General features: G+C 68.1%; 22 protein-coding genes. 9 read left to right on the forward strand and 13 right to left on the reverse strand.

Features of this window, described 5'->3' with window-relative positions; genetic code table 11:
* Nucleotides 1-185: 185 nt before the first annotated feature.
* A complete protein-coding gene (locus ABZ463_RS38405; protein ID WP_352014044.1) occupies nucleotides 186-929 on the reverse strand; it encodes an SDR family NAD(P)-dependent oxidoreductase in 744 nt (247 codons plus the stop codon).
* On the reverse strand, nucleotides 926-1,927 hold the full coding sequence (locus ABZ463_RS38410; protein WP_352014043.1) for a methyltransferase dimerization domain-containing protein: 1,002 nt from the start codon (nucleotides 1,925-1,927) through the stop codon (nucleotides 926-928). Before ABZ463_RS38410 ends, ABZ463_RS38405 begins: the two co-directional genes overlap by 4 nt.
* Before the next feature lie 94 nt (nucleotides 1,928-2,021).
* On the opposite strand from ABZ463_RS38410, the gene ABZ463_RS38415 reads away from it, so the two are divergent.
* Nucleotides 2,022-3,014, forward strand: a complete 993-nt coding sequence (locus ABZ463_RS38415) for an aldo/keto reductase (RefSeq protein WP_352014042.1) — start codon at nucleotides 2,022-2,024, stop codon at nucleotides 3,012-3,014.
* Between the two features lie 247 nt (nucleotides 3,015-3,261).
* Here the strand turns inward: ABZ463_RS38415 and ABZ463_RS38420 are convergent, their stop codons facing one another.
* The gene (locus ABZ463_RS38420) at nucleotides 3,262-4,602 is read right to left on the reverse strand and encodes an amidohydrolase family protein (RefSeq protein WP_352014041.1); all 1,341 of its coding nucleotides are present in this window, start codon (nucleotides 4,600-4,602) and stop codon (nucleotides 3,262-3,264) included.
* A gap of 164 nt (nucleotides 4,603-4,766) precedes the next feature.
* On the opposite strand from ABZ463_RS38420, the gene ABZ463_RS38425 reads away from it, so the two are divergent.
* From ABZ463_RS38425 to ABZ463_RS38455, 7 genes are all read left to right on the forward strand, one after another.
* A complete protein-coding gene (locus ABZ463_RS38425) occupies nucleotides 4,767-5,714 on the forward strand; it encodes an alpha/beta hydrolase (RefSeq protein ID WP_362784418.1) in 948 nt (315 codons plus the stop codon).
* On the forward strand, nucleotides 5,711-6,451 hold the full coding sequence (locus ABZ463_RS38430) for an ABC transporter ATP-binding protein (RefSeq protein WP_352014039.1): 741 nt from the start codon (nucleotides 5,711-5,713) through the stop codon (nucleotides 6,449-6,451). The genes ABZ463_RS38425 and ABZ463_RS38430 overlap by 4 nt, the downstream gene beginning before the upstream one ends.
* Nucleotides 6,452-6,453: 2 nt before the next feature.
* Complete coding sequence (locus ABZ463_RS38435; protein ID WP_352014038.1) at nucleotides 6,454-8,205, forward strand: ATP-binding cassette domain-containing protein; 1,752 nt, start codon at nucleotides 6,454-6,456, stop codon at nucleotides 8,203-8,205.
* 66 nt (nucleotides 8,206-8,271) lie between these two features.
* Nucleotides 8,272-9,426: an ABC transporter substrate-binding protein gene (locus tag ABZ463_RS38440; protein ID WP_352014037.1), complete on the forward strand. Its 1,155-nt coding sequence runs from the start codon at nucleotides 8,272-8,274 to the stop codon at nucleotides 9,424-9,426.
* A gap of 40 nt (nucleotides 9,427-9,466) precedes the next feature.
* On the forward strand, nucleotides 9,467-10,339 hold the full coding sequence (locus tag ABZ463_RS38445; protein WP_352014036.1) for a branched-chain amino acid ABC transporter permease: 873 nt from the start codon (nucleotides 9,467-9,469) through the stop codon (nucleotides 10,337-10,339).
* 19 nt (nucleotides 10,340-10,358) lie between these two features.
* Nucleotides 10,359-11,468, forward strand: a complete 1,110-nt coding sequence (locus ABZ463_RS38450) for a zinc-binding dehydrogenase (protein ID WP_352014035.1) — start codon at nucleotides 10,359-10,361, stop codon at nucleotides 11,466-11,468.
* A gap of 172 nt (nucleotides 11,469-11,640) precedes the next feature.
* Nucleotides 11,641-12,609 carry an aldo/keto reductase gene (locus ABZ463_RS38455; protein WP_352014034.1) on the forward strand — a complete coding sequence of 323 codons (969 nt, stop codon included), beginning with the start codon at nucleotides 11,641-11,643 and terminating at the stop codon, nucleotides 12,607-12,609.
* 307 nt (nucleotides 12,610-12,916) lie between these two features.
* On the opposite strand, the gene ABZ463_RS38460 is transcribed toward ABZ463_RS38455, so the two are convergent.
* A complete protein-coding gene (locus tag ABZ463_RS38460) occupies nucleotides 12,917-13,738 on the reverse strand; it encodes a nitroreductase/quinone reductase family protein (protein WP_362784424.1) in 822 nt (273 codons plus the stop codon).
* 322 nt (nucleotides 13,739-14,060) lie between these two features.
* Here ABZ463_RS38460 and ABZ463_RS38465 point away from each other — a divergent pair, with 322 nt between their 5' ends.
* Nucleotides 14,061-14,807, forward strand: coding sequence for a phosphotransferase (locus ABZ463_RS38465; RefSeq protein WP_352014032.1), 747 nt, complete (start codon nucleotides 14,061-14,063; stop codon nucleotides 14,805-14,807).
* Nucleotides 14,808-14,839: 32 nt separating this feature from the next.
* Here ABZ463_RS38465 and ABZ463_RS38470 read toward each other — a convergent pair whose 3' ends face one another.
* The 9 genes from ABZ463_RS38470 to ABZ463_RS38510 form a co-directional block, all read right to left on the reverse strand.
* Nucleotides 14,840-14,968: a hypothetical protein gene (locus tag ABZ463_RS38470; protein WP_362784428.1), complete on the reverse strand. Its 129-nt coding sequence runs from the start codon at nucleotides 14,966-14,968 to the stop codon at nucleotides 14,840-14,842.
* A gap of 23 nt (nucleotides 14,969-14,991) precedes the next feature.
* Nucleotides 14,992-15,744 (reverse strand): hypothetical protein, encoded by a 753-nt coding sequence (locus ABZ463_RS38475; protein ID WP_362784431.1) that lies wholly within the window; start codon nucleotides 15,742-15,744, stop codon nucleotides 14,992-14,994.
* A gap of 9 nt (nucleotides 15,745-15,753) precedes the next feature.
* Nucleotides 15,754-16,416, reverse strand: coding sequence for a pentapeptide repeat-containing protein (locus ABZ463_RS38480; RefSeq protein ID WP_362784434.1), 663 nt, complete (start codon nucleotides 16,414-16,416; stop codon nucleotides 15,754-15,756).
* Between the two features lie 43 nt (nucleotides 16,417-16,459).
* Nucleotides 16,460-16,648: a multiple cyclophane-containing RiPP AmcA gene (gene amcA, locus ABZ463_RS38485; protein WP_362784437.1), complete on the reverse strand. Its 189-nt coding sequence runs from the start codon at nucleotides 16,646-16,648 to the stop codon at nucleotides 16,460-16,462.
* A complete protein-coding gene (gene amcB / locus ABZ463_RS38490; RefSeq protein WP_362784440.1) occupies nucleotides 16,645-17,778 on the reverse strand; it encodes a cyclophane-forming radical SAM peptide maturase AmcB in 1,134 nt (377 codons plus the stop codon). The genes amcA and amcB overlap by 4 nt, the downstream gene beginning before the upstream one ends.
* A 112-nt stretch (nucleotides 17,779-17,890) precedes the next feature.
* The gene (locus tag ABZ463_RS38495) at nucleotides 17,891-18,115 is read right to left on the reverse strand and encodes a helix-turn-helix domain-containing protein (protein ID WP_362784443.1); all 225 of its coding nucleotides are present in this window, start codon (nucleotides 18,113-18,115) and stop codon (nucleotides 17,891-17,893) included.
* 306 nt (nucleotides 18,116-18,421) lie between these two features.
* Nucleotides 18,422-18,721: a hypothetical protein gene (locus tag ABZ463_RS38500; protein WP_362784446.1), complete on the reverse strand. Its 300-nt coding sequence runs from the start codon at nucleotides 18,719-18,721 to the stop codon at nucleotides 18,422-18,424.
* Nucleotides 18,722-18,780: 59 nt separating this feature from the next.
* Nucleotides 18,781-19,131, reverse strand: a complete 351-nt coding sequence (locus ABZ463_RS38505) for a hypothetical protein (protein ID WP_362784449.1) — start codon at nucleotides 19,129-19,131, stop codon at nucleotides 18,781-18,783.
* Nucleotides 19,128-19,355, reverse strand: a complete 228-nt coding sequence (locus ABZ463_RS38510; RefSeq protein WP_362784451.1) for a hypothetical protein — start codon at nucleotides 19,353-19,355, stop codon at nucleotides 19,128-19,130. The genes ABZ463_RS38505 and ABZ463_RS38510 overlap by 4 nt, the downstream gene beginning before the upstream one ends.
* Nucleotides 19,356-19,507 lie beyond the last annotated feature (152 nt).

The following is a 19,507-nucleotide window of genomic DNA, read 5'->3' on the forward strand; positions in this document are numbered from 1 at the left end:
GACGCGCTCGACGTCACCGCGGGCGACCGCCTCAAGAAGTTCTTGGTACATGAGGGGACCCTAACCTGTTCCCGCCCTCCTCAGGGGCGGTCATGCGAAAGCGCCCAAGCCCGCGGCGCCTTCGGCGCCGCAATAAACACAGCCCGGCGCCCCCCCACGGTGCGCCGGGCTGTGTTGTTCTGGGGTCACACCAGGAGCTGGCCGCCGTCCACCTGGACCACGGTGCCGGTGATGTGACCGGCGTTCGCGGAGGCCAGGAACAGCACCAGCGGTGTGATGTCCTCGGTGGTCGCGATCTTGCGGAGCGGGATGCGCGACTCCCACGCCTCCCGGGCCTCGGCGTTCTCCATCAGACCGGCGGTCATCGGGGTGTGCACGGGACCGGGGGCCACGCCGTTGACGCGGATGCCGTGACCGGCCAGCTCGACGGCGCCGGTGCGGGTCAGCGCGTCCACGGCGGCCTTGGTGGCCTCGTAGTGACCCATGCCGGGGGTCGGCTGGCGGGCGCCGATGGAGCTGATGTTGACGATGCAGCCGCCCTTGCCCGCCTTGATCATCTGCGCGGCGACCGTCTTGGTGACGGTGAAGGTGCCGCGGAAGTTGACCGAGACGACCGTGTCGAAGACCTCGAAGGGGAGGTCGACGAGGAGGCCGCCACCGGCGACGAGGCCGGCGTTGTTGACGAGGACGTCGACGGTGCCGAGCTTCTCGGCGACCTCCTCGACGGCCGCGTTGACGCTCTCGGGGTCGGTGACGTCGAGGGTGACGGCGTGGCCGCCGATCTCGGCGGCGACCTCGTCGGCGCCCGCGCGGTTGACGTCGGCGACGACGACACGGTCACCGGCGGCGGCGAACGCCTCCGCGACGGCCCTGCCGATGCCGCTCGCGGCGCCCGTGACGAGGACGACGCGTCCTTCGGCGCCGCTCACCGGGCTTCCGCGACGATCACGCGGGGGCTGCCGGGCAGCGCGAGGGTCTCGACGGGGGTCCAGCCGGCCTCGGTCAGCCAGCCGTGGACCTGGTCCTCGGGGTAGACGATGGTGCCGTCGATGGTGAGGTACTCACCGGCGTGCAGGGCGTCGATGCTGCGCTGCTTGTCGTCGTTGTCGAGGAAGAAGTCGAGCAGCAGGAGCTTGGCGCCGGGGACGGCCGCCTCGCGGGCGCGCTTGACGATGGTCCTGTTCTGCTCGTCGTCGTAGCGGTGCGCGACGTGCTCAAGGAAGACCAGGTCGAAGCCGGTGGGGATGTCGCCCTGCAGCGGGTCGCCCTCGACGATCTCGACGCGCTCGTTCAGGCCGGCCTCGGCCAGCACGCCCCTGGCGGCCTCGACGAGCGGGCCGCCGGAGAAGAAGGTGCCGTTGAGCGCGGAGTTGGCGGTCAGGGCCTCGACGAGGAAGGAGACGGACAGGCCTCCGTAGTCGAGGACCTTGGTGTAGGGGGAGAAGTCGAAGTTGTCGGCGAGCATCTTGGCGTGCAGCGCGTTGTAGGTCATGACGCCGCCCATGAAGATGTCCATGCGGTCGCCGGACATGTCCAGGTCGCCGGGCTTGCCGGTGCGGACGGTGTTGATGAAGCCGAGCCAGTGGCCGTAGCTGACGGCGTCGAGGAAGGCGAGGAACTTACGCAGGTCGAGGTCGCCGGCGGAGCCCGCGAGGTACCGCGCGGTGGCGGGGGTGTTGGCGTACACCCCGTCGGTGCGGGTGAGGAGGTCGAGGCTCGACATCGCGTCGGCGAGAATCCTGGCGACGTTCGCGGGGATCCCGGCGCGCTCGGCGATTTCGGCGGCGGTCGCGGGACCGTCGGCCAGCGCCGCGAACACTCCGGCCTCACTGGCGGCGAAGAGCTGCTTGGCGGCCATGTAGCCGATGGCCACGTCCACGATCTTCGAGGGGCTCGCGGACGAGGTGCTGTCGGGGAGAGACGACATGCGATGCGCTCCTTTGATTCCAAACAATATTGGGAATACTATACGATTCACCAGGCAGCGACCAGGGGTCGCACATCGGCATCGGAGGTTCTCTGTGGAGTACTCAGGTCAGGTCCCCCGGCGTCGGCTCGGTGAGCGTGGCCCCCTGGTTCCGGTCTTCGGTCTCGGGTCCTGGAACACCTGGGACAGGATGGAGCGGGACGACGCCGTCGCCCTGATCCGTTACGCCGTCGACCGTGGCGTGAACCTCTTCGACGTCGCCCACTACAACTTCGGTCCGCACGCCGAGAACGCGGTCACCGACATCATCTTCGGTGAGGCCGTCGTCGAGGCCGGGGTGGCCAGGGACGACTACCTCCTGTGCGGCAAGCTCTGGCTGTGGGAGTACCCCAAGTCCTCCTTCGCCGAGCAGATCGACACCTCGCTGTCCCGGATCGGGACCGACAGGGCCGACTCCGTCGTGGTCGGCGACTTCTTCGGCGACCTGGACATCCGCGCCGTGGTCACCGACGTGGCCGAGCTGGTGCGGGCCGGGCGCTTCCAGACGTGGGGCGTGAACAACTGGTCGGCCGACGACCTGTGGTTCGCGCGTGACTTCGCCATCGCCGAGGGCATGGAGCCGCCGTCCTTCGCGCAGCTCAAGTACAGCCTCGCCCGCCGTTCGGTGCCGGACGGCACGCCGTACGGCAGGCTGTTCACCGAGGGCGGTATGGGGCTGCAGGCCTCGGACGTCTTCGAGGGCGGCATCCTGGCGGGCAAGCTGAACCCGCAGCGCAAGATCGGCGCGGACCCGGGCGGCATCCGCGACCGGATCCGTGACTCCTACCCCGAGGTCAAGCGGATCGCCGAGGGCTTCGGCGCGACCCCGGCCCAGCTGGCCATCGCCTTCACCCTGACCCACCCGGCCGCGGCGAACGTGCTCTTCGGCGCCAGCAGCAGGGCGCAGCTCGACGAGAACCTGGGCGCTCTCGAACTGCTCGAACGGCACGGCGACGAGCTGCGTTCCGCGGTCGGGGCGCTGTGGATCGACAAGGGCGTGGTCGCCCCCGACGCCTCCTGGGGCACCGACGCCCCGAACAAGGCCTGACGACTCCGTTCGGCGTCCCGGCCGCCCTTTCCCGGCGGCTCCGGGACGCGTTCGGCTCGTGCCCGTGCCGTACGGCGGGGCAACGTCCGGAACCAGGCCCGTAGCCGGGCCGGAAAACGAGGCCGGGTCCGTAACCGGGTTTCGGACGGGACCATACGGCAGGGTGACGTGACGAGGGACCGGCTCGCGTGTTCGCGGGCCGGTCCCTCGTGGCTTCTCGGTGCGACTGGACGTGGTGTCCTCCGGATCAGCTCTCGTGGACGACGCGGCCGTCCACCATGGTCAGGCTCACCGGGACCTGGGGCAGGGCCTCGGGCTCGACCTCAAGCAGGTCGCCGTCCAGCACGCACAGGTCGGCGACCTTGCCGGCCTCCAGCGAACCCTTCCACGACTCCGCCCCGTCCTGCCAGGCGGGGGTGATGGTGTAGGCCCGCAGGGCCTCGGCGACCGCGAGCCGCTGGGCGGCGCCACGCACGGCGCCGTCGAGACCACGCCGGGTGACCGCGGCGGCGATCCCGACCCGCCAGTCAGGGGTGAGGACCGGGGCGTCGGAACTGAGGCAGAGCTTCACCCCGATGTCCAGTGCGTCACGGGTCGGCCACGTCTGGGGGAGGATGTCCTCGCCCAGGGCTCCGAGCACCATATGCTCAGTCGCCACGGGTATTCCCACCTGGGTGTTCAGTCCGATGCCTGCGGCCGCCATCGTGGCCAGGGTCCTGGAGGAGATCACGTCGCCATGGATGATGTAGTGCCTCGCGTCGCGGCCGTCCCTGGAGGCCGCCGCGGCGAAGGCGTCCGTCACCGTCCTGGTGGTCCTGCTTCCGGTCGCGTGCACGGCGACCTGGTGTCCCGCCGCGTGCGCCGCGTCGATCATCGCGATGAGCACGGCCTCACGCTCGGCCTCGGAGGCCCCCTCGACCAGCAGCCCGCCGTACGTGCCGTCGAGGTAGGGCTCGTCCATCCAGGCGTTGCGCATCGGCGGGATGCCGTCACCGAAGATCTTCACGCCCGCGACGCGGAACCAGCCGGGCACGTCGGCGGGGGGCGTGAAGTCACGCAGCCCGTCGAGCACCCCGGACAGCGAGCTCGCGCCGTCCAGCTCGCCGAACAGCATGAGGGCGGTCACCCGGGAGGTGAGCCTGCCCTCCGCCGCGAGGTCGGCGTAGTCGCGCAGGGCCGCGGAGCCGAAGCAGCCGCTCGCCCCGTTGTCCTCCCCTGGGCCGAGGCCCGGTTCGGTGTAGCTCGTGACCCCGAGTGACGCGAGCAGTTCGGCGGTGCGCAGGATCGCGCCACGCCGGTCCTGTGAGGTCTCCAGCCGTGTCGGCGGCTCGCCTCCGTGGTGCCCGGCCGCCATCTGGTCCATGAGGAGGGCGGGCCACATCTGGCCGAGCCAGACGCCGTGGAGGTGGGAGTCGTTGATCCCCGGAAGGACCGATCTTCCCCGCAATGGGATGACGCGGGTGTCGGGACCGATCAGAGATGAAATTTCATCTTCTGTTCCCACCCGGGTGACGCGGCCGCCGGTGATCGCGATCGACTCCGCGACAGTGTCGGCGGCGTCGACGGTGTGCACCTTACCGCCGGTCATGACCACATCCGCCGAGGCGGCGTCGTACCTCGAATCGTTAGGCAACATTTCACCATCACACTAGACACGTCATTTGGACCCGCATAACGTACATGGAATCGGATACGATTTGCGAGTGCCTGAACCTTTGGGAAGGCACTCGGGCCGCCCCCGGAGGTAACCCCATGCCCCTGCATCCCGAGGCGCAGCGAATAATCGACCGCACCGGCGTTCAGGACCAGGGCGAGGCCCCCCAGCTTGACGCGGCGGCGATGCGCGAGGGATTCCGTCTTGCCTGGTCCATGCCGGACGACCTTCAGCCGGTCGGCGGTGTGGTCGATACCGTGTTCCCCGGTCCCGCGGGTGAGGTACCGGTTCGTGTATACACCCCCGAGGGCGACGGGCCGTTCCCGGCGCTGGTCTGGTTCCACGGCGGCGGGTGGACCATTGGCTCTCTCGACGAGAACGAGGTCGCCTGCCGGGCGGTCTGCGCAGGGGCGGGCGCCGTCGTCGTCTCCGTCGACTACCGGCTCGCACCGGAGAACCCCTTCCCGGCCGCGGCGGACGACTCCTACGCCGCGCTCCTGTGGGTCCACGAGAACGCCGAGGCGCTCTCGGTCGACGCCTCGCGCCTCGCCGTCGCCGGTGAGAGCGCGGGCGGGAACCTCGCCGCCGTCGTCGCGCTCAAGGCCCGCGACCTGAACGGTCCCCGGCTGTCCCTGCAGGTGCTCGTCTCGCCGATTCTGGGCCACCCCGACGACGGGCGCGCCTCCTACCGGGACTGCTCCGAGGGCTACTTCCTCTCGAAGGAAGGCATGGACTGGTTCTTCACCCAGTACCCCCGTAACGCCAGTGATCTCGACGACCCCTATCTCCTGCCGCTCCGCTCGAAGGACCTGTCGGGCCTGGCGCCCGCGCTGGTCGTCGAGGCCGAGTACGACGTCCTCCGCGACGAGGGCGTCGAGTACGCCGAGGCGCTCAAGGCCGCGGGCAACCAGGTTGAGCTGGCCGTGTTCGACGGCATGATCCACGGCTTCTTCGGACTGCTCACGCTTGAGCTGGCCGAGGTCAGCGGTGTCACTGCCCACGTCGTCGAGGCACTGCGATCCGCCTATGTGAAAGGCGCCCAATGAGCGGCGAAGTCCTCTCCCTTAAGGACGTCAGCATCAACCGGGGTGACACCCCGATCGTCCACGACGTCTCCCTGACCGTCGCACCCGGAACCGTCACGGTCGTCCTGGGCGCCAACGGCGCCGGAAAGACGACGCTGATGGACGGAATCGCGGGGCTGGCCCCCGTGACCTCAGGAACGATCCAGCTCGACGGCGCGCCGATCGAGAAGCTTCCCATCTACAAGCGCTCCCAGGCCGGTCTGGGTTACGTCGAGCAGGCCCGTACGGTCTTCAGGACGCTGACCGTCGAGCAGAACCTGCTCGTCTCCCGTTCCGGCAAGGGCGACGCCGAGAAGGTCTACGAGCTCTTCCCCGAGTTGCAGAAGCGCCGTACGCTCCAGGCCGGTCACCTGTCCGGCGGTGAACAGCAGATGCTCGTCCTGGGACGCGCGCTGATCTCCGACCCCAAGATCATACTCATTGACGAGATGTCCCTCGGCCTCGCGCCCGTGGTCGTCCGTCGCCTCATGCACGCCGTCAAGGACCTGGTCGGCCTGGGCATCGCGGTCCTGCTCATCGAGCAGTTCGCGAACCTGGCCCTGGAGATCGGGGCCAACGCCTACGTCCTCCGCAAGGGCCGCGTCGTCTTCGACGGCCCGTGTGACGAGATCAGGGGCGACTCCGAGCGCCTGCATGAGTTCTATTTCGGCGCCATGCCCACGGACGCCGTCGTCGAAGCTGGGGGCGAGAACCCGTGAACATGATCGACAAGCGTTCGTGGGGGATCGCCCTGGCCGTCGCCGCGGCGGCCTGCGTGATCGTGCCCAACGTGCTGCCGCCGTACTGGGTGTATCTCGCGATCACCGCGGTCGTCAGCTCGGTGATCATGCAGAGCTACGGTGTGATCGTCGGCAGGGCCGGCGTCATGTCCCTGTGTCAGATGTCCTTCGCGGCCATCGGCGCCTGGGTCGTGCTCCGCCTGAACCTGGCCGACGCCCCCGGCGGCTTCATCGTCTGGCTGGTCATCGGCGGTCTGGCGGCCGTTCCCGTCGGCGTCGCCATCGGCCTGCCCGCCCTGCGCATCCGTGGCGTCAACCTCGCGGTCGTCACCTTCGGCTTCGCCGTCGCCGCGGACATCGTGCTCAACGCCAACCAGTTCCCCGGCACCACCGAACTGAAGACGCTGCAGCGCCCCGGCCTGTTCCACACCAACGGCGGCTACTTCGTCCTGGCCGTGATCGTCTTCATGGTGCTCAGCATCGGGCTGGCGCTGTTCAACCGGACCAGGCTCGGCATGTCCTGGCTGGAGATCCGCTACTCGGAGCGGGCCGCGGCCGCGCACGGCATCTCGGTCGCGCGCAGCAAGCTCGCCGCGTTCGCGCTCAGCGCCTTCATCGCCGGCATCGGCGGTGGCCTGATGGCCGGTCAGCTCGGTCTGGTCGTCTCCAGCAACTTCGCCATGGGACAGTCGCTCGCGCTCTTCGCGGTGGCGATCCTCATCGGCCCGCACAACCCCGAGGGCGCCCTCATGGGCGGCATCTTCGGCGCGGTGATGGCGACGATCCTGGAGAAGCTCAGGCTGCCCCAGGACCTGGGTGGCATCCTCTTCGGCCTCTCGGCGATCTTCGCCCTGCGCAGCGGCGTCAGCCAGACCGACTTCACCCGGGCCCGCAAGCGGGAGGCCGCCGCGCGCAAGCTGCTGGAGAGCCTCCCGGACAAGCCCAAGGAGGAGCCCAAGGCGGCCGTCCCGGCCACCGAGTCGACCTCCCTGGTTCCGCCGCCCGCCCCCGCGGGCGACCAGCCGGCCCTCGACGTGCGCGGCCTGACCGTCAGGTACGGCGAGGTCCTTGCGCTCGACAGCATCGACCTCACCGTCCCCAGCGGTGGCGTCGTCGGCCTGATCGGCCCCAACGGCGCGGGCAAGTCCACCTTCATCGCCGCGGTCAGCGGGTTCCTCCACGCCTACGAGGGCACGGTCGAGCTTGAGGGCAGGTCCCTGGACAAGCTCAGCCCGAGCGCCCGCGCGAGCAACGGCCTGCGCCGTACGTTCCAGACGACGGTGATCGCGCCCGAGCTGACCCAGTACGAGTACCTCTCGATCGGCGCCAACAGGAAGCTGTCCAAGCAGGAGGCCGACGAGCTGCTCGACTTCTTCGGCTGCCCGCCCGGAGAGGTTCCGGTGTCCATCGTGGACGTCGGCAGCCGTCGTCTGCTCGACGTGGCCGCCGCCATCGCGGCCAAGCCCAAGGTCGCGCTGCTCGACGAGCCCGCCGCCGGTCAGTCGGCCGCCGAGTCGCTCAAGCTGGGCCAGAGGCTCGCCGAGGTGCCCTCCCGCTTCGGTGTCTCCATCCTCCTCGTCGAACACGACATGGAGCTGGTCCGCGCGGCGTGCGCGCAGGTGACCGTTCTCGACTTCGGACACGTCATCGCGTCCGGAACCACGCAGGAAGTGCTCGACGACCCGGCGGTCATGGCCGCCTACCTCGGTACTGCCGACGTGCCCCTCGTATAACCCTCCCGAACCCGACCCCTACCCCCACCCCCCCTCTTCCCCCAGCCCCAAGGAAGTAGTGCAGTGATGAAGCGTTCCCTCACCAGCGTCGCGGTGGTCGCCGCCCTGGCCATGGCCAGCGCGGCCTGTTCGAGCAGCGACTCCGGCACCGGCGGCCCGATCAAGGTCGGCTCGATCAACGGTGTCACCGGTCTGTTCCAGACGCCCGAGGTTCCCCAGGCCGTCAAGGCCGTCTTCGACGAGGTCAACAAGCAGGGCGGCATCAACGGCCGTCAGATCGAGCTCGTCAGCAAGGACGACGCGATGAACCCGCAGCGTTCCACCGAGGCGGCCCTTGAGCTGCTGGAGTCGGAGAACGTCGTGGCCCTCGTCGGTTCCTCCAGCGCGGTCGACTGTGGCCTGAACCGCGCCACCTACACCAACGCCGGGATCATCTCCATGCCGGCCGTCGGCGTCGACCCCGCCTGCTTCACCAGCCCGAACATCGCCCCGGTCAACCCGGGTCCGTTCAAGCTGATCACGGCGATGCTCTACTACGCCTCCGAGACGCTCAAGCGCGACAAGGTGTGCATGTACTACACCGTGCTGCCGGGCAGCGGCGGTGGCATCGACGCCGCCATCAAGGAGTGGACGGACCTCACCGGCAAGCAGCTGGCCGTCAAGGACACCTCGGTCGGCCAGGGCGACCCGACGCCGTACCTCGTCAAGGCCAAGGCCGCAGGCTGCCAGGCGATCCTGTACAACGCCACCGTCGGCCCGTGGTTCGCCCAGGCCAAGACCCAGGGCATGCAGGACGTCGACTTCATCGTGGCCGCCAACAGCTACACCGACGCCAACGCCCAGGCGATCCCGGACGGCCTCAACGTCTACGCCGGCACCGAGTGGCAGCCGTACACCGACGAGACCCTCCCCGGCAACGAGCGCTGGGCGAAGATCATCGACGAGAACAAGATCCAGAAGACCGCCTTCAGCCAGGGCGCCGTCATGGCCGCCGACCTGTTCGTCCAGGTCCTGAAGACCGTCAAGGGCGACATCACCCGCGAGTCGGTCACCGAGGCCTTCAAGAACATGAAGCCGATCGACTACCCGATGGTCGGTACCCCGTGGATCTTCGGTCCCGGTGAGGCCCACAGCCCGATCGAGGGCAGCCGCTTCGTGAAGGTCGAGGCCGGCAAGTGGAAGGTCCTTCCCGAGGGCTTCATCGTCCCCGGCAAGAACTGATCTTTCAGGTCTTTCAGGAGCCCCAGGAGGTGGGTGTCCGATGTTGAATTCCTTGGTCGCGGGCCTGACCAGCGGTGGCGTCTACGCCCTGCTCGGCCTGTGCGTCGTGCTGACCTACCGGCTCGTCGCCGTGGTCAACTTCGCCATGGCGGGTGTGGGCACGATGGGTGCCTTCATCATGGTGTCGCTGATGGACCTGGGGCTGCCCTGGCCCGTCGCGCTGGTCGTCGGAGTCGTGGCGGGGTCGCTGCTGTCGGCCCTGATCGGCTCCGGGCTCGTCCGCTGGTTCGGTGAGCACGACGAGCGCACCAAGGCCGCCGTCACCGTGGCCCTCTTCGTGGCCATCGGGGCGATCGGTCTGCGCCTGTTCGGCAGCACGTCGACGGGGGCCAGGAGGTTCCCGACCGTGTTCGACTCACCCGCCTTCACCCTGGGCGACGTCGTGGTACCCCAGTCGGTGCTGGTCTCGCTCGCCTTCGCGGCGCTCATCACCTTCGGGGTCGGCCTGATGCTGTCCCGGACCTCCGTCGGCCTGCGGCTGCAGGCGCTGTCGGAGCGTCCGGGCACCGCCCAGGTGGTGGGCATCCCGGCGCCCAAGCTCGCCATCGCCGTCTGGGCCGCCATCGGCGGTGTCAGCACGCTGGTGATCCTGCTGGTCGCGCCGCGTCTCGGTGGGGACTTCTCCACCCTGAGCGGGCTTGTCACCACGGCCCTGGCCGTGGCGATGGTCGGTTCCTTCAAGAGCCTGCCCCTGACACTTCTGGGTGGTGTGCTCATGGGCCTGCTCGAAGGTTTCGCCGCGTCGCTCGACGAGATCCAGAAGTACCGGGGCGTCGTCCCCTTCCTCGTGATCCTGGTGCTGCTGTGGTGGCGCAGCCGTAACGAGGTCTGGGACACAGCCCACAGCAGATAGCGAATTCGGAGATCATCGCATGACAGTCCCTACGTCCACGCGGGCCGCCGTACTGCGCGCCCACGGGGAACCTCTGGTCATCGAGGAGCTGCCGCTCCCCGCCGAGTGCGAGCCGGGTGGCGCGATCGTCAAGGTCGACTGCGCCACGCTGTGCGCGACGGACGTGCACATCTGGAGCGGCGGCATGTCGTTCCCGGGCATGCTCCCGATGGTGCTCGGCCACGAGATGATCGGAACGGTCGTGGCCGTCGGGTCGGGCACCGTCGACGCCCTCGGTCGTCCCGTCGAGGTCGGCGCCAAGATCGGCTGGTCGGAGTCCACCTGCGGCTACTGCTACGGCTGTACGGTGATCCGCAACCCCGTGGCCTGCTCCAAGCGGGGCTACGGGTTCCTGCAGCGCTCCGACGTGTGGCCGCACTCGACCGCCGGACTCGCCGAGTACGACTACGTCACGCCGACCGCCCAGAAGTACATCCTCCCCGAGGACGTCAAGGACACCTGGGCGGCCAGCGCGGGCTGCGCCGTCAAGACCGTCCTGCACGCCTTCGACCGCGCCGGGGGCGCCAAGCTCGGCTCGAACGTCCTCGTCCAGGGGGCGGGCGCGCTGGGCATCGTCGCCACCGCGGTCGCCAGCGCCTCGGGTGCGAGCAAGGTCATCACCGTCGGCGGCCCCGACTCCAGGCTCGAACTGGCCAAGCGCTTCGGCGCCGACGTCACCATCGGCCTGGACGGTGACGCCGACAGCCGTCGCGCCGCCATCATGGAGGCGACCGACGGCCAGGGCGCGCACCTGGTGATCGACGTCGCCGGAGCGCCCGGTGTCGGCGCGGAGGCCATCGACGCCGCCGCCTGGGGCGGCACGTTCGTCATCGTCGGCACCACGGGCCCGCGCCCCGACCCGATCTCCCTCGGGACGATCATGGGCAAGGAGCTCAACGTGCTGGGGTCGCTCAACGGCGACGTCGGCGACTACTACAACTCGATCGAGTTCCTGCGCTCGACCCAGACGCGGTTCCCCTGGGACGAGCTGTTCAGCGAGCCCGTCGGACTCAGCGGGGCCTCGGCAGCGCTTGAGTCCATGTCGCGCCTTGAGCAGGTCAAGGCCGTCGTCCACCCGTGGCTTCCCTGAGAACCTGCTTCCGGACCCTCGCCTGATCCTCCGAAGGTCCCCGCGGAGACGCTCCGCGGGGACCCGAGGGCCGTTTCCGCGGGTCTTTCACAGACCTTTCCCGGGGCTTGGCAGGCGAGAAGCTCCACCGAACAGAGCCTGACGGCCATCCACATATTTTTCGAGGAGTCCGATGTCCACGCCCAAGAAGGTGGTTCCCCTCCGCAGGGTCGGAACCCACGGTCCCGACGTCTCCGTCCTGTCGCTGGGGTCCTGGCACACCTACGACCGCATGGCCTTCGAGGACGCGGTGGCCATGGTCCGCCACGCCGTGGACCTGGGCATCAACCTGTTCGACGTCGGCGTGTACGGCTTCCCCGGCCACCCGCCGGTCTTCACCGACGTGCTGTTCTCCGCCATCGTCAGGGCGGCGGGCATCTCCAGGGACGAGTACCTGCTGTCGGCCAAGCTGTGGCTGGAGCCGTACCCGGAGATGTCGCTGCGTGAGCAGCTGGAGAAGGCCCTGTTCAGGGTCGGGACCGACCGGGCCGACCTGGTGATCCTCGGCGACATCCGCCGCGACGACCTCGACCTGAACCAGCTCGCGGTCGATCTCGCGGAGCTGGAGGTCGACGGGATCATCGGCTGCTGGGGTGTGAACAACTGGTCGGCCACGGCGGTCAGGACCATCCGCGACCACGCCATCCAGGCGGGTTCGCCCGGTCCGCAGATCGCGCAGCTGAAGTACAGCCCCTGCCGCAGGTCGATCCCGGACGGCGCGCCGTTCGCCCAGGTGTTCGCCGAGGGCATCACCATGCAGGCGTCGGACATCCTCGAAGGCGGCATCCTCGCGGGCAACAAGAAGCCCGGACGTGAGATCGGCCGCGACCCGGGCGGCGTCCGCGAGCGCATCATCGAGGCCGCCGACGGCCTCGCCGCGGTCGCGGCCGAGCTGGAGGTCACTCCCGCCCAGCTGTGCGTGGCGTTCACCCTCACGCACCCCTCGGTCAGCACCGTGCTGTTCGGGGCGACCAAGATGCAGCAGCTCGTCGACAACGTCAACGCGATCGAACTGGTCGAGCGGGTCGGCGCCGAGCGGCTGCGCGAACTGGTCGCCCCCTTCTGGGTCGACGCCGACGTGGTGAACCCGGAAGGCCCGTGATCCCCACCCGGAGGCCGGTGAGGTGAGTCACCGGCCCCGGGCGCTTTGCCCGGCCCGGTTCCCCGGTGGGCGGGGAACCATGTGCCCGTGAACCGCCCGTCCTGTTCCTCCTTCTCTCGCGGTGCGGCGCGAAAAGGCGGAACAGGGCGGGTTTTCCCGTTCTCAACCGTTTTATCGGTACGGCGGGCCGTACCGGTGCGGCCTGGTACGGCGGGCTTGCCGGTACGGCGAGCCCTATTGGTACGGCGGCCCTTGCCGGTACGGCGGCCCTTGTTGGTACGGCGGCCCTTGTTGGTGCGGCGGGCCTTCAGCCGAGGTCGAGGACCGGGATCAGTTGCTCCTCCTCGTAGGTCAGGTGCACTTCGAGCTCGTCGACGAGCCGTTCGATCTCGGCCCGCACCTTCAGCGGATCGTCCCCCGAGAGGGCCCGCTTCAGCTCCTCCACGAGTGCGGCGACGCGCTCGTGCTCCCTGGCCAGCCGTTCGAGGACCGGGGCGAGCGAAGGGTGCTGCTCGGCGAGGACGGGGAACATCATGGTGTCCTCGCCCATGTGGTGATGGTGCAGGCCCTGGCAGACGGTCAGGCAGTTGATCCTGAGCTGCACACCGAGGCCGGGCCGTCCCGAGTCGGACAGCTCCTTGCGGATCAGCGCCAGTTCGCGGCGGAAGCCGTCGTGCACCAGCCTGAGGTAGGCGCCGCCCGACGGCGCGTTGCTCCGGGGCGGCCCGGCGATGCGAAGCGCGACGACCGGGATGACGCGGGTCGTCTTGGCCTGGTACTCGGCCCAGCCCGGGTCGCCCTCCACGGCGCGGGCGAACGCCGCGTCACGCTCCTCGCCTTCCAGTACCTCCGCCACGACGTCGAAGTCGAAGACCCCGGTCTCGACGGTGGCCCGTGGGTTGGCCTTCAGGTTGTGGTACCAGGCCGGGTGTTTGGGGGACCCTCCGGCGGAGGCGATGACCAGCATGCGGTCGCCGCCGTCGGGCAGGTAGCCGAGGGGGTTCGTGTGCGGTCTGCCCGAGCGGGCGCCGACGGTCGTGAGCAGGAGCAGTCTCGCTCCCTCGAAATAGCCACCGACCTGGCCGTTGTTGGCACGGAACTCGTCGATGACCTGCTTGTTGAAATCCACTCTTCTCCATTGGTCGATCCTGCTTGCCGTACTGAATGGAGAAGAACGTGGCGGGCCCCTGGCCCGCCCGGCGATCAAGCGTCAGCCGGGCTGCTCTCTGGTGCGTGGCCCAAGGCCGACCCGGCAGTCACGCGGTTAACGCTACTTCATCGGGATTTTTCGCGCAAAAGTGATACTTCAGGTACCGGTGACTTCCCGAGGTGGCCTGCCGAAGTGGTGGCCCTGACCTGGGCGGAGGCCGATGCCGCGCGAGGGCGCCTGGTGGCCGGGCACGCGACAAACCCGGTGACGTCGACGATCGCCCCCGGGAGACTGGTCGTCCATGGATGAGGTCGAAGTGGTCGTCGCCCATTCCGAGCGCGCGACCCTGCGCGTCGGCGACGTGTTCCTGAAGGTGGACGCCGATCAGGCGCGCATCGACGTCGAGGTCGAGGCGATGGCCCTGGCGCCGGTCCCGACCCCGAAGGTCCTGTGGCACAGGCCGCCGGTGCTCGCGATCGCCGCGGTCCCGGGGACGGCGCTCGGCCGCCTCGGCGAGCCGTCGGCCGCGTCCCCGGCGGCGTGGGCCGCGGCGGGCGCCGCCGTTCGGAGGTTGCACGACGCGCCGTCGCCGCCCAGGCTCGGCCGGGCAGGCCGGGGCGTCGACGATCTGTCGGCGGAACTCGACGGCGAGTGCGAGTGGCTCGTGACGAACGGCGTCCTGCCCGCCGACCTGGTCACCCGCAACCGCCAGGTCGCCGAGGCCGCGTTCCGGCCCTGGAGTCCGGTGTTCACGCACGGCGACCTGCAGATCGCTCACGTGTTCGTCGACGGCGACGAGATCACAGGCGTCATCGACTGGTCCGAGGCGGGCCAGGGTGACGCCCTGTTCGACCTCGCCACCTTGACGCTCGGACACGAGGAGCACCTCGGCGACGTCGTCGCCGGATACGGCACCGACGTCGACCTCGACGTGATCCGCGCGTGGTGGTCGGTGCGCAGCCTGCTGGGGGTCCGCTGGCTGACCGAGCACGGCTTCGACCCGTTCGCACCGGGCTGTGAGGTCGACGTGCTGAGATCCCGGCTGTGAGGCTTCACGGGTCCGACCGCCAGGAGGAACGATCAGTGGATGAGACGTCGCCGGCAGACGATGGCGAGGGCCATGAAGACTTCGTGGATGTCGTCGTGAATCCTCCAGCGGATGCGCAGGCGACGGAGCCGATCCAACAGGGCCATCGTTTGCTCGATCATCCAGCGATTTCGATTCAGCCGTTTCAAGAACGGCTGTCGGCCTGACTCCGCTCTCCGGCTGTCGGCTCAGCCCAGCCAGAAAGCGGCGAGCGACCATGTCTGGGAGCCGCTTGTGGAACCGTCGTGCGGCACGAGCTCAGTTGGCGCGTGTATCCCTGACCAGGCTCCAAACGGATGCGCAAGCACCGCAGGGGATGCCCGGCGGCGATGTATTGACGCACGTCGTCGGTGTGCGGACAGTGCTGCTCTTGATCTTGACCTAGCGCACGACAGATTTCCATGATGTCCCGGTCGCCGACCAGGAGGTAGCGGGTGCCAGGCCCCAGGTTGAGGCAGAGGCGTCGACGACTGAGGTGTCGGTCAGGGTAGTTCCGCCGGTCGAAGTTGTCGATGTGCAGTCCGATCCGACGCTCAGTTGAGGGGTCTTCGGTGCTGGTGAGCCGTCCTGGCTGACTGGCCGTACAGGCGAGGCGCCTGCGCGGCCAGATGCCTTTCAACGGGTTGAGAGCGGCTGCGGTGTCCAGACGGCCCTGTAGGTCATTGGAGGTGAATACAGGCAGGGCTTGGGTGACCAGCTCGATCACCATGCTGTTAGGGATGCTCCTGTCGGGCCGAAGATGCTCGGCGTCAATCTCGCTGAGGGCCGTCCAGTTCTCTTGGGGGACGACAGCCATGTCGCTGTCATAGCCGGGCGTGTCGCCCGCTTGTCTGACGTCCCCGATGACGACGCGTTCCTGGATGCCGCTGAATCGGTCGAACAACAGTCGCACGCTCATGCGTTCGCCTTAACCAACGGTGATCTCCAGCTCGGCCGCGAACGCCTCGGCGAGATCCTGGAGCTGAGGCCGATCAACGATGATCTTTCTGAGGGCGCTCACTCCACGGAGGCCGGACAGGTCGTTACCGCGCAGGTCGCAGGCCTGGTAGACGCCGCCGTCGAACTCGGTCAGACGCAGGTCGCACTCGTCGAACGCCACGCCGCCCAGGTCGGACCCGCTGAACCGCACTTCCCGCAACGAGCAGTCAGCGAAGATCACCGAACCCACGGCACGAAGCCGGGTGAAGGCCGTGTAGTCGAGCTTGCACCGTTCGAAGACCACGTCATCGAACGTGACGTCCTCCCATATGGCGCCGAGCGCCTTGCAGTCGGTGAACGTGACCCGAGAGAGCTTGCTGTCCACCCAGCGGAGGCCGGACAGGTCGCACTCGGTGAACTCCACCGAGTGCAGGCTCAGATCGTCCAGGCGGGCACGCTGGGTGGTGAGACCGGCGACACGTCCGTCCATGAGTCGGGTTTCCGACAGGGACAGTTCGCGCAGGCTGGCGCTGGCATATCGGAAGTCGCGCAACCGCCCGTCCTCGCCCTCCAGCGAATCGACCTCGTCGAGGTCCGCGTCGTCCAGATCAGGCAGTGTGACGCTCGTCTGGCGTATGGTTCGTGTGCTCATCGTGCCTTCCAGGGGGATGCTCGGTCGCCTAGCCGGCCATCTACTACTTTTTCTTGCTCCAGTTGTCCCAACCGGGCCTGTTGTCGAAGGCTCCGCCCTTCTGGTTGTCCCAGCTCGGCTTGTTGTCGAACTTAGCGGCCTGAAGCGGACCAGGGGCTTGAAATGCGCTGGTACTGATCAGCTCATCGATCACCTTCGCATCTGCCGTGGTCAGGTACTCCAACATGGTCATGCCGCGTTCTCCTTTTTGGTTGAGGTGTACAGGGCAGTGACGAGGGCTTGGCGAGTGAGTCGGCAGTAGTCGGTCTCAGTCGTGGCGAAACTGCCGTTCTCGAAGTAGCGGTTTCCCGCCTGGGCGCCTTGGCAGAATTTCCAGAATTCGCATTCAGCTTCGCAGCGCCGCAGGCCGGCCATGAACTCGCGGACGTAGCGCAGCCGGTGGGCATGGACCAGCATGCTGGAAATGGTCTGAGAGCAGACGTTCCCGGCGAGGAAGCTGCCGTAGGTGTTGTCGTCGATACCTGCCAGTTCAGGCGACAGCAGCACCACGTTTCCATCCACCGAAACGGTCGGAATCGGATCGAGCCCGTACCTGCACCACTCGTCGAGTTGCCCGCTGCGGGCGAGATACAGATAATCGGCGAGCCGATCGAGTTCCCGCAGTTCGGGTCCCCCGCGATGGGCTCTGCGCCAATCCATGACCCCCTTCCAGAACCGTTCGGCCTGGTCTCGGGTGATCTCGCACCGCCGATCGTTGACACCTTCCATCTCCTCCACGTTCAGTCCGATGGTGTTCGGTCCCAGGTCGGCGAGGGTATCGAGGAGTGACTCGGGCTGTTCGATGCCTTCGGTCCCCACGACGGCGATCACGCTGAAGCGGATACCGTGCTCACGCAGGCGGTCGATGCCACGCACGATCCGGTCGAAGGCCGGACGGCCGCGCAGATCGACTCGCCGAGCGTTCAGAGCCGCCGGGCCGTCGATACTGACGCCGACACGGATCTGGTGACGAGCAAGCAGGTCGCACCATTCGTCGTCGACGAGGGTGGCATTGGTCTGCATGTAGTGCTGAACCTGCCCCATGTCGCGGAACTGTTCGAACGGCATGAGCAGCGCGTGGAACTTGCGCAGGCCCAGAGCCATGGGTTCCCCGCCGTGCCACACGATTTCCAACGGATGGTCGGGGCTGATCAGCTCGGCCGCTGATTCGGCAACGGCCTGGGCGACCTTGGGAGACATCTCATTGCTGAGACGTCGGTGCGGAAGGTAACAGTAAACACAATCAAGATTGCATAGTGTGGTCGGTTGCAGTATTAGGGTCCTGGTCTTTCCGAACCGCCGATGGAATTCTAGGTCTTCCATTTCGCGGCATTCCTTTCATCAGGGAAGAACCGGGTTTTCGGCGGGAAAATCGTTAATATCTGTGTGCTCTCCTTCCAGCGGCTATCGCAATTAGTCGGGCCTGGAAGAGCGATCAAGGCGAGGTGTTGAGGAGGGCCTTGATGTCAGTTTCGCGGTAGCGACCTTGTTTGCTGGGGGTTCTTACCGAGGGGATGCGGCCGGTGAGGGCCCAGCGGTTGACGGTTTTGGGGTCCACCCCGAAAATCCGGGCGACCTCACCAGGAGTGAGGAGGCGTTCGGTGGTGTCCGGCCCGGTGGCGAAGGTCCCGTCGGGGGCGACGACCTTGAGTGGGGACATGCGGTTCTCCTGGAGGGACTGGTGCGGTGGGCAGGCGTTCAGTAGCTGCTGCGGTGGAGGATCTCGTCTTCGCGAGGCGGGTGCCCGGCCCCGAGCCGGGGAGCAGGCGGCCGGGCACCCTGGAGGAGGACCAGCCCCAAACTCGGGGCTGGTGCGCCAGACGGCTCCCCCTTCCCCAGCACGTCAGCGTGCGTGGAAGCCGTCTCGCGGGGTGTGCGGCTCAGGTCCCTCCTACCTGAGCCGCACGTCATGAGGTACGGCGAGGCGGCGGGTGGGATGGCGTTCCACCGCTCGCCGTACCGGCTTCTAGGAGCGCAGAAGTCTGCGCAACGCCGTGGACCGACCTGGCCCGACGGCGTGAACGGCCCGGGAACCCTGAGCGGTTCGAGCTTGCAGGGCGCGGGCGACGGCCACGGCCTGGATGCTCGGCGGTACCACCGGAGACACCTGGGCGCTCAACTTGCGATCCAGTTCCTCGGCGGACTCGGCCCGCACCAACAGCACCTTCCCGGGGTACGGCCTGCCGGACAGGGCGCTCCGGTAGGCGCTCCACAGGCCGGACCGCGAGCTGTGGAAGACGAGCCAGTCCGGGTGAGCCGTCTGCACGGAGTTACAGGTTCGATCTGAAAACTCAGAAACTTGACGAGAAGCCCAGGCCGGGAGCGTCATGCCGCCCTCCCGTCCGGCGAACGCCCTTCGGCCACGACCCGACCCCGCACTTCAGAGGCCGGACGCCTCCGCCGAGCCAACGAAGGCGGCGCGAGCCGCATCGCCCGGATCATCTCCGCCTCCCGTATCCGCTCCTCCAGCCCTTCCCCGGTGGAGTCCTCGACGATCACCGGTCGCGGGCCGTCCCAAGCGGCCATGGCGTAGAAGCACCGCTTTCCCAGGCTGTAGAGAACCGTCCACTCAACCCACGCCCGGTCGAGCCGCTCCGCCTCGGCGCGGGCCGGGCCGTCCCACACCCGCCGATACACCGGCGCGTACGGCAGGCCGTCCCGATGCCGCCCCGTCACGGGGACACCCCCTCAACAGCGGTGCGGGCCTTCTCCTCCTGCTCGGCCACGGCCTCCCGGACCTCCTCGAAGGTGTCGGCGTCCACCGTCGGTTCCGCGCCCGCCCGCAACGCCGTACGCGGGAAAGCCCGATTGCGGATCGCCCAGAACCGACCGGCATCGCTGACGATCAGCCGCCAGCCCGGGATCGTCTGGCAAGCGGAGATGGATCTGGCGTTTTCCATGAACCGCAGCTCCTTTGCGAAGGGTCGAGTCGTCGTTCGGCGTACGCCGAGAGCCTCGGGGCTATCGGGTGATTACAAGGTGTTTGCCATGCCGCCTCACAATCGCTCTAGATGTCCACTCGTCTAGAGGAGATCGCGCATGACTATTTATG

The organism is Streptosporangium sp. NPDC020145 (assembly GCF_040631275.1).
In the GTDB taxonomy this organism is placed as follows: Bacteria; Actinomycetota; Actinomycetes; order Streptosporangiales; family Streptosporangiaceae; genus Streptosporangium.